At 35.5% G+C, this 15,718-nt stretch carries 14 protein-coding genes; 2 read left to right on the top strand and 12 right to left on the bottom strand.

The genetic code is table 11. The features are described 5' to 3' along the window. Positions 1–21: 21 nt before the first annotated feature. The 10 genes from atpG to CaldiYA01_RS05470 form a co-directional block, all read right to left on the bottom strand. On the bottom strand, positions 22–900 hold the full coding sequence (gene atpG / locus CaldiYA01_RS05515; protein ID WP_207182346.1) for an ATP synthase F1 subunit gamma: 879 nt from the start codon (positions 898–900) through the stop codon (positions 22–24). A 13-nt stretch (positions 901–913) separates the two neighbouring features. After that, positions 914–2,437 (bottom strand): F0F1 ATP synthase subunit alpha, encoded by a 1,524-nt coding sequence (gene atpA, locus CaldiYA01_RS05510; protein WP_207182339.1) that lies wholly within the window; start codon positions 2,435–2,437, stop codon positions 914–916. A gap of 14 nt (positions 2,438–2,451) precedes the next feature. Beyond that, the gene (gene atpH, locus CaldiYA01_RS05505) at positions 2,452–2,994 is read right to left on the bottom strand and encodes an ATP synthase F1 subunit delta (protein WP_207182337.1); all 543 of its coding nucleotides are present in this window, start codon (positions 2,992–2,994) and stop codon (positions 2,452–2,454) included. A gap of 2 nt (positions 2,995–2,996) precedes the next feature. Beyond that, positions 2,997–3,488 carry a F0F1 ATP synthase subunit B gene (gene atpF, locus CaldiYA01_RS05500; protein ID WP_207182333.1) on the bottom strand — a complete coding sequence of 164 codons (492 nt, stop codon included), beginning with the start codon at positions 3,486–3,488 and terminating at the stop codon, positions 2,997–2,999. Between the two features lie 107 nt (positions 3,489–3,595). Continuing rightward, positions 3,596–3,811: an ATP synthase F0 subunit C gene (gene atpE / locus CaldiYA01_RS05495; RefSeq protein WP_013430253.1), complete on the bottom strand. Its 216-nt coding sequence runs from the start codon at positions 3,809–3,811 to the stop codon at positions 3,596–3,598. 26 nt (positions 3,812–3,837) lie between these two features. Further along, a complete protein-coding gene (locus CaldiYA01_RS05490; protein WP_207182331.1) occupies positions 3,838–4,518 on the bottom strand; it encodes a F0F1 ATP synthase subunit A in 681 nt (226 codons plus the stop codon). A gap of 8 nt (positions 4,519–4,526) precedes the next feature. Next, on the bottom strand, positions 4,527–4,814 hold the full coding sequence (locus CaldiYA01_RS05485) for a hypothetical protein (RefSeq protein WP_238480606.1): 288 nt from the start codon (positions 4,812–4,814) through the stop codon (positions 4,527–4,529). A 172-nt stretch (positions 4,815–4,986) separates the two neighbouring features. Next, positions 4,987–6,522 carry a glutamine-hydrolyzing GMP synthase gene (gene guaA, locus CaldiYA01_RS05480; protein ID WP_207182328.1) on the bottom strand — a complete coding sequence of 512 codons (1,536 nt, stop codon included), beginning with the start codon at positions 6,520–6,522 and terminating at the stop codon, positions 4,987–4,989. Positions 6,523–6,551: 29 nt separating this feature from the next. Further along, positions 6,552–7,514 carry an AEC family transporter gene (locus CaldiYA01_RS05475; RefSeq protein ID WP_207182327.1) on the bottom strand — a complete coding sequence of 321 codons (963 nt, stop codon included), beginning with the start codon at positions 7,512–7,514 and terminating at the stop codon, positions 6,552–6,554. A gap of 87 nt (positions 7,515–7,601) precedes the next feature. Next, positions 7,602–8,219, bottom strand: coding sequence for a hypothetical protein (locus CaldiYA01_RS05470; protein WP_207182325.1), 618 nt, complete (start codon positions 8,217–8,219; stop codon positions 7,602–7,604). A 147-nt stretch (positions 8,220–8,366) separates the two neighbouring features. Between CaldiYA01_RS05470 and CaldiYA01_RS05465 the strand changes: the two genes are divergently transcribed. Together CaldiYA01_RS05465 and CaldiYA01_RS05460 are read left to right on the top strand one after the other, a co-directional pair. Further along, positions 8,367–9,569: an FprA family A-type flavoprotein gene (locus CaldiYA01_RS05465; protein ID WP_207182322.1), complete on the top strand. Its 1,203-nt coding sequence runs from the start codon at positions 8,367–8,369 to the stop codon at positions 9,567–9,569. Positions 9,570–9,587: 18 nt separating this feature from the next. Beyond that, positions 9,588–10,769, top strand: coding sequence for an NAD(P)/FAD-dependent oxidoreductase (locus CaldiYA01_RS05460; RefSeq protein ID WP_207182320.1), 1,182 nt, complete (start codon positions 9,588–9,590; stop codon positions 10,767–10,769). Positions 10,770–10,795: 26 nt separating this feature from the next. On the opposite strand, the gene uvrA is transcribed toward CaldiYA01_RS05460, so the two are convergent. Then, positions 10,796–13,624 (bottom strand): excinuclease ABC subunit UvrA, encoded by a 2,829-nt coding sequence (gene uvrA, locus CaldiYA01_RS05455; protein ID WP_207182742.1) that lies wholly within the window; start codon positions 13,622–13,624, stop codon positions 10,796–10,798. A gap of 30 nt (positions 13,625–13,654) precedes the next feature. Continuing rightward, a complete protein-coding gene (uvrB, locus tag CaldiYA01_RS05450) occupies positions 13,655–15,640 on the bottom strand; it encodes an excinuclease ABC subunit UvrB (RefSeq protein ID WP_207182318.1) in 1,986 nt (661 codons plus the stop codon). Between the last annotated feature and the right edge of the window lie 78 nt (positions 15,641–15,718).

Genomic DNA, 15,718 nt, shown 5'->3' with positions numbered 1-15,718 from the left:
AAAATAAGATTGTTAAAAATATCATTTCAAAGCAGCAGCACCACTTATAATTTCTGAAATTTCTTGAGTGATCACAGCCTGACGTTCTCTGTTAAGTTTTAAAATAAGTTTTTGTATCATCTCATCAGCACTTTTTGTGGCATTGTCCATTGCAGTCATTCTTGCCGCAAGTTCACTTACATATGAATCCATCATAGCACCAAAGATAATTCCCTTGATATATTCGTAAATAACAATGTCAAGCACAGAAACTGGGTCTGGCTCATAGATTATCATCTCATCGCTTTTGTCTTCTTCTATACCAAATTCTGTTTTGTCAAGAGGCAAAAGCTTTTTTATAGTAACTTCTTGCCTTATTGTTGAAACAAGTTTTGTGTAAACAATATAAACTTCATGAATTTCACCTGTATAATATTTTTTTACAACTCTTTGAGAAATGAGTCTTGCAAGTTTTACAGAAACAGACTGTGTCTGGTAATTAAAACCTTCATCAACCTGATACCCATGGCGAACTAAAAAGTTTCGTCCCACCATACCGATAGGGAAAAACATTACATCCGCTTCTTTTGCTAAATTTTCATATAAACTGGTTGTACTTCTCAGAACGTTGGCATTGTATCCTCCACATAAACCTTTGTCGCCACTGATAACTATAACCCCAATCTTTTTTTTTCCCTCTTCATATGATCCTTCAAAAAGAATGTGCGGGGTTTTTACTCCATGCAAAATCAAGTCTTTCATAAACTCATTTACCTTGTCAAAATAAGGTCTTGTATTATCAAGTTTATCTCTAAGCCTTTTCATCTTTGATGCAGAAATAAGATACATTGCTCTTGTTATCTTTTTTGTTTCATTGACGCTTCTGATTCTTGATTTTATCCATCTCGTTTTGTTCGCCATCTTGTAATCTCACCTACTTGTTACTCTTAAATCTCTCTTTGAACTCTTCTATGACCTTCTTCAAAAGTTCCTCTGTTTCAGGTATTAAATCCTTTGTCTCTTTTATAGAATCAAATATCTGGGTATAGTTTGCTGATATATACTGTACAAGTTTTTCATTAAATTCCCTAACCTTTGAAACTTCTATATCCATCAGATAACCATTTACAGCACTGTACAAAATCACAACCTGATACCATACAGGAAGCGGCTGGTATTGTGGCTGTTTTAACGTCTCTACAATTCTTTGCCCCTGAGCAAGTCTTTCTCGCGTTGACTTATCGAGTTCTGAACCAAACTGAGCAAAAGCTTCAAGCTCACGGTACTGAGCAAGATCAAGTCTGAGCCTTCCTGCAACCTTTTTCATTGCCTTTATTTGGGCATTACCACCAACTCTTGAGACGGAAATGCCAGCATTTATCGCAGGCCTAATACCTGCATAAAATAGCTCACTTTCAAGGTATATCTGCCCATCTGTAATTGAAATGACATTCGTAGGAATATATGCTGAAACGTCACCTGCTTGAGTTTCTATTATTGGCAGTGCGGTAAGAGATCCTCCTCCACGCTCAGCATTCAGTTTTGCTGCTCTTTCCAAAAGTCTTGAATGCAAGTAAAACACATCGCCAGGGTAAGCTTCTCTCCCAGGTGGACGTCTTAGTAAAAGAGACATTGCTCTGTATGCAACAGCGTGTTTAGAGAGGTCATCGTATATAATGAGTGCATCCTTGCCCGACTCCATAAACTCTTCTCCCATCGCACAACCTGCATATGGAGCTAAGAATTGAAGAGGAGCTGAGTCACTTGCTGTTGCACTCACAACAATGGTATAATCCATCGCACCGTATTCTTTTAAGGTATGAACTATCTGAGCAACTGTAGATGCCTTTTGCCCAATTGCTACATAGATGCAATAAACACCTTGATCTTTCTGGTTTATAATCGTATCTATTGCAATTGCAGTTTTACCAGTTTGCCTATCACCAATTATAAGCTCTCTCTGCCCTCTTCCGATAGGAATCATAGCGTCAATTGCCATTATACCTGTCTGAAGAGGAGTTTTAACAGGTTCTCTTTCAATTACACCAGGAGCTATTCTCTCAACAGGTCTGAATTTTTTGGCATTGATGGGCCCAAGACCATCTATGGGTTGACCCAGAGCATTTACAACTCTTCCTAAAAGTTCTTCTCCTACAGGTACTTCAACAACTCTACCTGTCCTTTTTACAATGGTGCCTTCCTTTATTTCCTTATCATTCCCAAGTATAACACAACCAACATTATCTTCTTCTAAGTTGAGAGCCATTCCAAAAACTCCATTTGGAAATTCTAAAAGTTCCCCAGCCATGCAGTTGTCAAGGCCATGTATTCTCGCAATACCGTCACCCGCCATTATGACAACGCCAACATCACTTGTTTCAATCTTTTTTTCATAGTTTTTTATCTGATCCTTTATTATTGAAGCAATTTCATCTGGTCTAATTGTTACATCAATCATTTGATATCTCACCCCTACAAAATAGCTATCTTTACAAGCTCTTTTCTCATTGAATCAAGAGCACCCTTTATTGAAGCATCAATTTCAATGTTATTAAATAATAGCTTTATCCCACCAATTATACTTTTGTCAACCTTTACAATGAATCTTGGATTTTTGACTCCATACTTTCTCAAAAGCCATTTAGAAATTTTGGTTAACACATCGCTTCCAATTTCATGAGCAACAATAACCTGCACATCTACATTGCCTACAATTTTGTCATACATCTGTTTGTAATAAATAGGTATATAAGGAAGAATTATTTCCCTGCGTTTATCAATGAGAATATAAAGAAGGTTCAAGATATAACTATCAATGTCATCACCAAGGAATACTCTGATTTTTTGTTTCTTTTCTGAACGCTTCATTTCTAAATCGAACCAAATATTGTTAAATTCATTATTACTTTTAATAATCTCAAATAATTTGAACAAATGTTCATAAAATTTCTCCAGCTTTCCTTCCTCTTGCCCAAGCTTTATAAGAGCTTCTGCATATCTTTTTGCTGGCAACATCTTTAAGCAACCCCTGCCTCATCAAATATATTCTCAACCATCTTCCTATTTTCCTCCGTATTCAAATTTTTCTCAATAACTCTCGATGCAGCAAGAAGCGCAATTGAAACAAACTGATTTTTGAGTTCGTTTATTTGCTTCTTCTTTTCAATCTCAAATTGTCTGAGAGCATCTTCAATAATTCTGTTAGCTTCAAGCTTTGCATTTTCAATAATTTCGGCTGCTTGTTTTTGTGCCTCTGAGGTTGCGCTTTCAACAATTTCATTTGCCCTTTCATACGCCTTAGAAATTATGTTTTCATATTCTTCTTTCATCTTTATCGCTTCTTCTTTTGACTTTGCTGCAAAATCAAGCTGTTCTTGAATCATCTGGGATCTTTTCTCTATAAATTGTGTAACTCTTTGGAAGAAAAACTTTTTGTATACAAAGTAAAGTATCAAAAAGTTTATAATTGCCCAAAAGAATATATTTTCAAAAATCTCAAGGTTAAACATTTTATTCTATCATCTCCTTCTTAGCCTCGTTCACAAAAAATTGTTTCTATCTTAGTAAAATTCAAACACTGAAAAGAGATGACGCTCCCCACAGACATGGAGAGCGCTTATTTAACCTTTAAAACTAATAATATTGCAATAACAAAACTGTAGATAGCAACTGCCTCTGCAAGAGCTGCACCAAGGAAAAAGATCGGCATAATTCTTCCTTGTGCTTCTGGTTGGCGTCCAACTGCCTCGGATGCTTTTGCAGTTGCAATACCAATACCAATACCAACACCCAAGCCTGCCAGCATCGCTATACCAGCTGCTAATGCAGTCATCTAAAAACACCTCCAAAAATAATAGATTATTCTTCCAAGGCTTCGTAAAGGTAAATTAAGGAAAGAAATGTAAAGATTATTGCCTGTAAAACTCCATCAAATATATCAAAATATAAACTTGCTAATGCTGGAATACCAACAGGAGGTATATGGGACTTTATAAGGCCATGGTAAATGAGCTCCATGATGGTAGTCCCAGCAAGAATATTACCAAATAATCGGGCAGACAGAGAAAGAGTTCTTGTGAAATAGTCCAAAAACTTAAACGGGAAAATGATTAGGATGGGTCTAAAGTGATCTAAAAACCATCTAATTGGATTTTTAAGTATTATTGTAGAGATTATCAACACTAAAATAGACATCACGCCAAAACTTGCAGTAACATTCAAGTTACTTGTTGGTGGCTGAAAACCGAAAAGCCCCAACAAATTCATACTTAGCAAGAACAAAAACAGAGTTCCTAGATATGGCGAAAAAATACGCCAATAATGACCTAAAAAATTTTTAGTTATCTTATTCATAGAATCAACAATAAATTCAGCAATCATTTGTTTTTTCGTGGGCACAAGCTTCATATTAGATGTTAAATAAAAAGCAAGAGCAATCAAAAATAGCATCACAGCCCACATTTCAACAACTGCAACTCTCACAGGTATACCTTTCCCAATTGGAATGGTAAATAAAACCTTCAATACACCTTCGCCCATTTTTCTCTTCACTTCCTTGAGATCTTTTTATAGTAAACATAGGCAATACCAAACGAGATTAACAACACTATAGGATAGCTTATAAGAAGAACTACAATATACAAAACTTTTGTGACATTGTAAATGAATAAAAATGAAATTAAAAAAATCAACAGAATAACAATCAAATAGTGACTTACAAGGTAGACTATAGCAAATTGTTTTGAAAGAATCCTTTCAACAACTTTCGCTAAGGTATAGATTGTACAAAAAAGCAAAACACTCACTGCTACTGAAATTAACAAAACATCTGCCATTTTTGAATATATATAAGCTAATACACAAGCACAGATAGATAAGTATAACTAACTTTAAACTCAAGCTTACCAAATAAGACTTCATTTCTTTTCTCTACTTTCCAAAGAGGAAACTTATAAATATGTTACACCCTTCTGTGAGAAATTTCAAGCCCATCAAAAAAATTTTTTGCTATTCCCATTCAATTGTGGCAGGAGGTTTTGAAGTAATGTCATACACCACCCTGTTGACCTTTTTCACACTGTTTACAATCTCATTTGAAACTCTCTCTAAAATCTCGTAAGGTACTTTAGCCCAGTCAGCTGTCATCCCATCAATGCTTGTAACAGCTCTTAGAGCAACTGTGTAATCATACGTTCTTTCATCACCCATTACACCAACACTTCTCATATTGGTTAATATCGCAAAGTACTGCCATATTTCATTGTCAAGACCACTCTGTTCAATCTCTTTTCTAAAGATCCAATCAACCTCACGCAATATCTCCAACTTTTCCTGCGTAACCTCTCCAATTATCCTTATTGCAAGACCGGGTCCGGGGAAAGGCTGTCTTTTAACAATCTTTTCAGGTATTCCTAATTCTATTCCTACCCTTCTTACCTCATCTTTAAATAGCTCTCTGAGAGGTTCAATTATTTGTTCAAATCTTATTTTTTCAGGAAGACCACCGACATTGTGGTGGCTTTTTATAGTTGCAGCCTTGCCGACCCCGCTCTCAACAACGTCGGGATAAATTGTCCCCTGAACCAAAAACTTTATATCGCCAAGTTTTTCTGCTTCCTCTTCAAATACCCTGATAAACTCTCTTCCAATGATCTTCCGTTTTTCCTCTGGGTCAGTAACACCTTTTAAAGCATCTAAGAATCTATCTTTTGCATCAACCTTGATTACATTCATGTCAAATTGATCTTTAAAAACACTCATAACTTCCTCAGCTTCGCCTTTTCTCAAAAGACCATGGTCAACAAATATGCAATAAAGATTTTTCCCTATCGCTTTGTGAACAAGGACTGCTGCAACAGAAGAGTCAACACCACCTGAAAGAGCACATACCACTTTTTGGTTACCTACAATACTTTTTATCTCATTAACCTTTTCCTCAATAAATGATGAAGTTTTCCAATCACCATGGCAATTACATATGTTAAATAAAAAGTTTTCTATAATTTTCAGACCATACTCAGTATGAACAACCTCAGGATGAAACTGAACACCATATATTTTTCTGGTATCATTACCAAATGCTGCAATTGCGCAGTTTTCGGTAGATGCCAAAGCTTTAAACCCCTCTGGAAGTCTTTCCACAAAGTCTGTGTGGCTCATCCAACATATAGAGTGTTCAGGTATTCCGCTGAATAGAGGAGAAGAGATGTCGTATTTTATATGCGTCTTTCCATATTCTCTAAATAATGCTCTTGACACTTTTCCACCTAAAATATGAGCAATCAGTTGGTTTCCATAACATATTCCAAGTATTGGAATACCACTTTCAAAAAGTTCTCTGTCAATCATAGGAGCGTTTGGTTCGTATACACTTGATGGTCCTCCTGTAAATATAATTCCTTTTGGATTTCTACTAACTATCTTTTCAAGAGGTGTGTCGTATGGCCAAATCTCACAGTACACCCCACATTCTCTTACTCTTCTTGCAATAAGCTGGTTATACTGACCACCAAAGTCCAGAACTATCACAATCTCATGTTGCAAACCTTCTCATCCTTTCTTTATAAAAGTTATTAAATGTGATAATACAGAAACACCAGTAAAGGAATTGTTATGAGCGAAAAAATGGTTGTTATGAATATAGTTCGGGTTGCATAGTGGCTATCACCGTTATACCTGTAAGAAAGCACAGAGCTTATTATGGCTGTTGGCATTCCTGTCTGAAGTACAATTATGAGTCTTGTAAAATTGTCTATTAGCAAATATCTTGTAAAATATATAATACCAAGCGGCAATAAGACCATTTTAAATAGTGTTATTGCATAGGCTGACGAAGTTTTTAATGTCTCTTTAAAGGATACTTCTGCAAGTAAACATCCTATAAAAAACATTGAAAGATAAATTGTGGTTTTTCCAAAAGGATTTAAAGCATCATAAATGGTCAAAAACACCTTGTCATATGAACTTTCTATGCCAGGCGGCAATATTCCCTTTATCAGATAAATAATAAATGCCAAAAACACAGCAATGGAATTTTCATTTATAAAACCAAATTTAGCTTTCTCATGATTGTGCCTGTTTATTATCGAAAGTCCTAAGGACCAAGCCAAAAAATCATGCATGATATTGTAACTTGCAGCAAAGAAGACTCCTTTTTCACCAAAAATAGAATATAATAAGGGGAAAGACAAAAATCCTGTGTTGCCAAAAGCTGAACAAAAAATATGAGTATAAAATGTTTTTCCTTTTAGTTTAAATAAAACCCCTGTTATATAACCAAGTAGAAGCAAAATCATAATTCCCACAAAAGCTGAAAGTATCAAAATAAATACATTTTTTACTACTTGAGAGGAATAAGGTTTGCTACTTATTGTTGTAAAAAGCAAAATGGGCGCTGTTACTTTTACAATAAGTTCACTTACAGAGTCTTTTACTGTATTTGAAAATAGATTTAGCTTTGTTCCTATAAATCCTATAAATATAACAGCGAAAAGAAATAGTATATTTTTCAAGAGAACCAGAACTTCATCATTCATTGCTGCCAAAACCCTTCTAATTTAAATGTGCTTTTTAAATGTTCAAACTTTATTATATAAAAAAAGAGTGCCTTTTTACAAGGCACTTTATTCTGTGATCTCTATTTCTTCAACTTCTTGGGAAGTGTTAGCAAGTGAATTGAGTTTTTCTTTCATCTTGTTCATCACTTCTTTTGCAACATCAGCAGAGTACTTTTCCATTGCAAAAACAGGTGTTGTGGTAGGAGTCGATGCTTTTACTATCCTAATTATTTTTAGCTGTGGTTTGTCTTGAGTGGTAGGACGAACCTTTGAGCCCATCAAAATGTAATCAGCATATCCCTGTTTGAATACTCCAATTACCAATTCTTCATATGGCTGCGATAGAATCTTTGAAGACTCTGAGGCTTTAATCTGCATGGGAATAATCTGAGTTTTTCCATCTTTGCCTGTGGTGTATAACTGGTCCAGATTCGAAAACACTACATTTGCACCTTCAACAGGAAGACCAGTTTTGCTGTCAACAACCATAACTTGTAGATAACCTTTCAAACCCTCAGTTTTAGAGACTTGCTCAGATACTGGTACAGATGATTTTTTTTCGACTTCTGTAGAGGTTAATTTTGAACTTTCCAAGCTTTTGTTGGAGATTATCCCTACCAAAGCAATAACAAATATAGCTAAAATTGTAACAGCTAAAAACCTGTTTGAAACCTTACTGAGCATATTTTATTATCTCCTTTGCCAAATAATGTTTCTACTAAAATATATTATTCAAGTGTATTTTCTATCACTACTTGTTTACCGAAAAAATATTAGGGTATAAATATCTTTGAATACTAAAATTCATCTTCAGAAGTGGAGGGAAAAATAATGCACACAAAGCTAAAAGATGGAATATACTCAGTTGGCGTACAAGATCCAAATTTGAGAATATTTGATATTGTGATGTATACAAAATATGGGACTACCTATAATTCTTATTTGATAGTTGACAGCGGAAAAATAGCTTTAATTGAAAATGTGAAATATAAATTTTTTGACCAATTTTTAAGCAACATAAAAGAGGTTATCTCACCAGAAAAAATAGACTACTTGATAATAAACCACACAGAACCTGATCATTCGGGGTCTATCGAGAAACTTTTAGAGATAAATCCCAACATAAAGATCTTTGGTAGTAGTGCAGCAATAAAATTTTTGAAAAAGATTACAAATAAGGACTTCCAATTTCAAGTTGTAAATCACAACGACCAGATTTCACTTGGAAATAAAACTTTAAAATTTATCTCTGCTCCTTTTTTGCACTGGCCTGATTCCATTTATACGTATTTGGTTGAAGACAAAATTCTTTTTACCTGTGACTCATTTGGCTGCCATTTTAGTACAGAAAATCTTGATATAAACTGGGTTGTGCAAAACCAAAAAGAAGATTTTATGGATGCCTACAAGTATTATTACGACGTTATTATGTCACCGTTTAAAAGTTATGTTTTGCAAGCAATAGAAAAGATAAAAGATTTAGAAATTGATATAATCGCTCCAGGACATGGTCCTATATTAACAAATTATAAAGAGGAATTGATTTCGTTATATAAATCATGGTCTGAAAAGCTTTCAGAAAAGCCGTCTAACCCCTATGTTGTGATAATATACGTATCAGCGTATGGATACACAGAAATGCTTGCAAAAAAGATTGCAGAAGGTATTGAGAAAAGTGGTGTAGATGTCTTTGTATACAACGCAATTGAGCATAAACTTGAAGAAATTGTAGAGAAAATTTATTTTGCAAACGGTGTGTTGTTTGGTTCACCTACCATAAATTCTGATGCTCTGCCACCTATTTACGATATACTCACGAGATTAAATCCAATTGTTCACGGCGGAAAGGTAGCAGCTGCATTTGGTTCATACGGATGGAGCGGTGAAGCTGTTCCAAATATTGAAAGCCGTCTTAAGCAGCTAAGATTAAAAGTTGTCCAACCCGGGTTAAAGGTGAATTTCAAACCAAATGAAGATGAGTTAAAAAAATCTTTTGAATTTGGTATACTATTTGCTGAAAAAATAAAAGAATAAAAAGCTGGTGCATATGCAATGGAAAAGTATGATATTGTTGTAATTGGTGGGGGACCTGCCGGTTTAACCGTTGCAGAACAGATAAGAAAAGAAAACAAGAATATGTCAATCTGTATCTTAAGTGAAGAAAAGGTTTTGCCTTACTATAGGTTAAGACTTGGATATTATCTTCAAAATCCTATAGATGAAAAGTTCTTCTTGAAATCATCAGAATGGTATCAAGTGAACAATATAAAATTGATGTTGAACAGTAAGGTTGAAGAATGTAACTTAAAAGAAAAATTGGTGGTTTCACGGAGTCAAAATATAATGTGGGACTATCTTGTTATTGCTTCAGGCTCAAAACCCTACCTTCCTGAGCAGTTGCGAAATGAAAACCTGTATAACTTTGTATTCACATTTAGAAGCTACGAAGATTTGCTTTCACTTAAAAAAAGACTGTTATTAGCTGGTAAAGTTGTAATTGTTGGTGCTGGACTTTTGGGATTAGAACTTGCATCTGTACTTGAGGGTAAGGAAATAACAATAGTTGAGTTGAGCAAAAGAATATTACCGAAACAGTTAGACGAAGTTGCCTCTTTTCTTTTGGAAGAACACATTGTAAGAAAAGGAATTAAGATAATTTTGGATAATAAAATTGAAAGTGTTGAATCTTATCAAAACGGTTTGAAAATAACACTATCAAGTGGGCAGACTATTGAGTGTGATATACTCATTTTTTCGGCTGGAGTGGTTCCAAATACTGAGTTTATAAATTTACAGGAAGATATACTAAATAGCAAAAGAGGTATAGATGTTAATTACAAGATGCAGACTAAGCTTACCAATGTGTATGCTTGTGGTGATGTTGCATATATTGATGGTCAAAATCCTGGAATATGGACGTTTGCTTTAGAGAGTGCAAAAATAGCTGCAAAAAATATTTTGGGATTTGAAACCTTCTATCAAAACATGCCTTTGCCATATTTCTTAAAAGCGTTTGGAATTGAAATTGTCTCTGCAGGTGATATGCAAAATCTGCAAAATGCAAATATAGTTGAATTTTTAGATAAAAGCAGAATGATTTACAAAAAATTTGTACTAAAAAACAATAAGTTAACTGCTTACCTTCTTTTAAATGACACCAAAGCACATTTGCAACTTTCTAAGTTTTTGAATAATCATGTTGATATGAAGTTAATAGAAAACTTTTTGAAATAAAAGCGGAGCTAAGAAAAATGCTCCGCCTATTTTTTAGCATAAATTCTCTCTTTCAGGATTTCTTTTAAAAACATTCCTGTATATGACCTTTCGCACATAGCCACTTCCTCTGGACTGCCGAACACAACTATCTCGCCACCTTTATCTCCACCCTCTGGCCCTAAATCAATTATATAATCTGCAACTTTTATAACATCAAGATTGTGTTCAATTACAATTACTGTATTGCCCATATCAACAAGACGCTGAAGAACAGCAATTAACTTATTAACATCATCCATATGAAGACCAGTTGTAGGCTCGTCCAATATATACAGGGTTCTTCCAGTTGCTTTTTTAGAAAGTTCTGTCGCGAGCTTTACTCTCTGCGCTTCTCCACCAGATAAAGTGGTAGAAGGCTGACCCAGTTTTATATAACCAAGCCCTACATCATAAAGTGTCTGAAGCTTGGATTTTATCCTCGGTATGTTTTTAAAAAATTCGAGCGCCTCTTCCACTGTCATTTCAAGCACATCGGCAATAGTCTTATCCTTATACTTTACTTCTAACGTTTCTCTGTTATACCTCTTACCTTTGCACACATCACACGGTACATACACATCAGGTAAAAAATGCATTTCTATTTTAATAATGCCATCACCTGAACAAGCTTCGCACCTTCCGCCTTTCAAGTTGAAGCTAAATCTTCCTGCCTTATAACCTCTGAGCTTTGCCTCAGGCGTTTGGGCAAAAATTTCTCGTATATAATCAAAAACACCTGTATAAGTTGCAGGGTTCGACCGTGGAGTTCTTCCTATAGGAGACTGGTCTATATTTATAACCTTATCAAAGTGTTCGAGACCTATTATCTCTTGAAATTTACCAGGCTTTTCTTTAGACTTGTTCAAAATCGCACTTGCTGCTTTGTAAAGTATTTCGTTTACAAGGGTACTTTTGCCTGAGCCTGAAACACCAGTTACGCAAGTAAAAAGCCCAACAGGAAAGCTAACATCAATGTTTTTAAGGTTATTTTCCGATGCACCCTTGATAGTAAGCCATCTACCATCAGGTTCTCTTCTTTTCTCAGGTATCTCAATTTTTTTCTTCCCAGAAAGATACTGTCCAGTAATAGATTCTTCACATGAAATTACATCATCCAATGTTCCCGCTACAACCACTCTCCCACCATGTTCGCCTGCTCCTGGTCCAATATCCACGATAAAATCAGCTGACCTTATTGTGTCCTCATCATGTTCCACAACAATCAACGTGTTACCAAGATCTCTTAGTTTTTTGAGAGTTTTTATTAGTTTGTGATTGTCACGCTGATGCAATCCTATACTCGGTTCATCAAGAATATATAAAACTCCAACAAGTCCAGACCCTATCTGGGTAGCAAGTCTTATTCTCTGCGCTTCACCACCAGAAAGTGTGCCCGCTGACCGTGAAAGAGTTAGATAGTCAAGTCCCACATCTATTAAAAAGTCCAGTCTTTCCACAATCTCTTTTATTATCGGCTGTGCAATTACTTTATCTTTTCCTTGAAGGTTTAACTTCTTAACAAATTCTTTCACTTGTAATACTGTCATGTCAGCAATATCTGCTATAGACCTACCCTCTATTAAAACTGCCAAAGCCTCTTTTTTAAGTCTTTTTCCTTGACAATCAGGGCATGTAAATGTACTCATATACTCTTCAATTTCTTGCTTGACATATTCTGACTGGGTCTCTTTATATCTTCTTTCAAGATTATTTACAAGCCCCTCATACTTTGCAAAGTATATACCACGTGGAGTATAAATTTTTATTTTCTCATCACCTGTTCCATATAAAAAGATATCCAAAATTTTTTTGTCCAGTTTTTCAACAGGAGTGTTTAAACTGAAATTATACTCTATTGCAAGTGACTCCAAAATCATTCTTGCATATGAATTCGTCTCAGTAAAGTTCCATCCGTTTATCGCAACCTTACCTATAGGAATAGATTTATCTGGAATTAATAGGTCAGGATCAACTTTTTGCAAATAACCAAGGCCCATACACGTTGGACATGCACCATATGGTGTGTTAAAAGAAAAAAGACGTGGAGTTATCTCTTCATATGAAACTCCACAGTTTACACATGCAAAGTTTTGTGAAAACACAATCTCATCTCCATCAACAATAGATACAGTTACAATCCCCCCTGCGAGCTGGAGCGCTGTTTCTATTGAACCCGCAAGCCTTGATTCTATTCCCTCTTTTACAATGAGCCTATCTACAATGACGTCAATACTATGTTTTTTGTTCTTATCAAGTTTTATCTCCTCTTCAAGCTCATACACAATACCGTCTACTCTAACTCTTGCAAACCCACTTTTTCTCAGTTCCTCAAACAGTTTCTGGTACTCACCTTTTCTTCCCCTTACAATTGGTGCAAGTATTTGAATCTTTGTACCCTCTTTAAGTTTCAATACTTCGTCTACCATCTGGTCAACTGTTTGCTGTGAAATAGGTTCCCCACACATATAGCAATGAGGTTTTCCAACTCTTGCAAACAAAAGTCTCAAATAGTCGTAAATCTCAGTAATTGTCCCCACAGTTGAACGTGGATTTTTAGAAGTTGTTTTTTGGTCAATTGAAATAGCCGGAGAAAGTCCTTCAATGTATTCTACATCTGGTTTTTCCATTATTCCCAAAAACTGTCTTGCATAAGAAGAGAGAGATTCTATATATCTTCTCTGTCCTTCAGCGTAGATTGTATCAAACGCCAAAGATGACTTTCCAGAACCAGAAAGACCAGTAAAGACTATGAGTTTGTCTCGTGGAAGTACCAAATCAACATTTTTGAGGTTGTGTTCTTTTGCACCTTTTATAACTATACACTCTTTTGACATTTTCATTTTCTCCTCCAACCAACAAAACCATTAAAGAAATTTTCTGAGTTCAAATATTTTGTCTCTCACTTTTGCAGCCTTCTCAAACTCAAGTTCTATAGCAAGCTTTTTCATCTCCTGTTCAAGTTCCTTGATATATTCTTCTATTTCTTCCTTTGTCATATTTTCTACAATGTCTTTCTCCACAACTTCATATTTCTCTTCCTCTTCAGCCACAGACACGGTAGCTTCAATTATCTGCCTTATACCTTTTCTTACAGTTTGAGGTACAATACCGTGTTTTTGATTGTATTCTATCTGAATTTTCCTACGTCGGTTTGTCTCATCAATGGCTCTTTGCATAGCGTTTGTTACTCTATCTGCATACATTATAACCTTTCCATCAACATTTCTTGCAGCACGTCCAATCGTCTGGATAAGCGAAGTCTCTGACCTCAAAAAACCTTCCTTGTCAGCATCCAAAATAGCAACAAGTGATACCTCGGGAAGGTCAAGACCTTCTCTGAGCAGATTTATCCCTACTAAAACATCAAACTTCCCAAGTCGTAAATCTCTTATAATCTGCATACGCTCAATTGTGTCTATGTCTGAATGCATATATCTAACTCTGATTCCCACATCTTTTAAATAGTCAGTAAGGCTTTCAGCCATCTTTTTAGTAAGTGTAGTAATGAGAACTCTCTGGTTCTTTTCCACTCGTTTTCGTATTTCACCAATTAGATGGTCAATCTGACCTTTTACAGGATGAACCTCAATTTCTGGGTCAACAAGCCCTGTCGGTCTTATAATTTGTTCAACAATGCGTGAAGATTTTTTGAGTTCATACGGCCCGGGTGTTGCACTTACAAAAATTACTTGGTTGATTTTTTCTTCGAATTCTTCAAATGTCAATGGTCTGTTGTCGTATGCTGATGGAAGTCTAAAACCATATTCAACAAGGGCATCTTTTCTTGCTTTATCGCCATTGTACATAGCTCTTACTTGAGGTATAGTAACATGTGACTCGTCAATGAACATTATGAAATCCTTCGGAAAATAATCAAGCAAAGTATACGGTGGACTTCCTGGTGGCCTGCCAGTTAAGTGTCTTGAGTAGTTCTCTATTCCTTTGCAAAAACCCATTTCCTGAAGCATCTCTATATCATAACGCGTTCTCTGCTCTAACCTCTGAGCTTCAACAAGCTTCCCCATACTTCTTAGCTCTTTTAGCCTCTGTTCAAGTTCTTCTTCTATACTTTTTATCGCTTTTTTCAACTTCTCTGCTGTTGTTACATAATGAGATGCTGGAAATATTGCAACATGGTTCCTTCGCCCAATTATTTCACCTGTCACAACATCAAACTCTGTAATTCTTTCTATCTCATCCCCAAAAAATTCTATTCTTATCGCCCTCTCTGTAGTAGATGCAGGGAAAACTTCAAGTATGTCTCCTCTTACTCTAAATCTGCCTCTTCCAAAATCGATATCATTTCTTTCATACTGCATTCTTATAAGCTCTCTTATGACCTCGTCTCTGTCTTTTATCATGCCAGGGCGCAAAGAGATGGTAAGGTTTAAATAGTCCTCGGGACTACCCAAACTGTAGATACAAGATACACTTGCCACAATTATAACATCTCTTCTTTCAAATAAAGCAGACGTAGCTGAGTGTCTGAGCTTATCAATTTCTTCATTTATAGACGAATCCTTTTCAATATATGTGTCAGTTTCTGGAATATATGCTTCAGGCTGATAATAGTCATAGTAGCTTACAAAGAATTCAACTGCATTTTCTGGGAAAAATTCTCTAAACTCACTACAAAGCTGTGCTGCTAAAGTCTTGTTATGTGCCAGCACAAGCGTGGGTCTTTGAACATTCTCAATGACTTTTGCCATTGTAAATGTCTTGCCAGACCCAGTAACACCCAAAAGAGTCAGAAATTTTTCGCCTTTTAAAATGCCTTCCGTTAACATCTCTATTGCTTTTGGCTGGTCACCAGTTGGTTTGAAGTCAGAAACAAGCTTAAATTTCTTCATCTCAAATCACCAAATTTTATTTTATCTCATTAATCAACAATTTTCAAACGTATGTTTGGAAAATCTGTGTCGCGTTTT

This window comes from Caldicellulosiruptor diazotrophicus (genome assembly GCF_017347585.1).
Taxonomy (GTDB): domain Bacteria; phylum Bacillota; class Thermoanaerobacteria; order Caldicellulosiruptorales; family Caldicellulosiruptoraceae; genus Caldicellulosiruptor; species Caldicellulosiruptor diazotrophicus.
The sequence above is the reverse complement of the archived record's forward strand: the minus strand, read 5'-3'. Positions and strand labels throughout refer to the sequence as shown.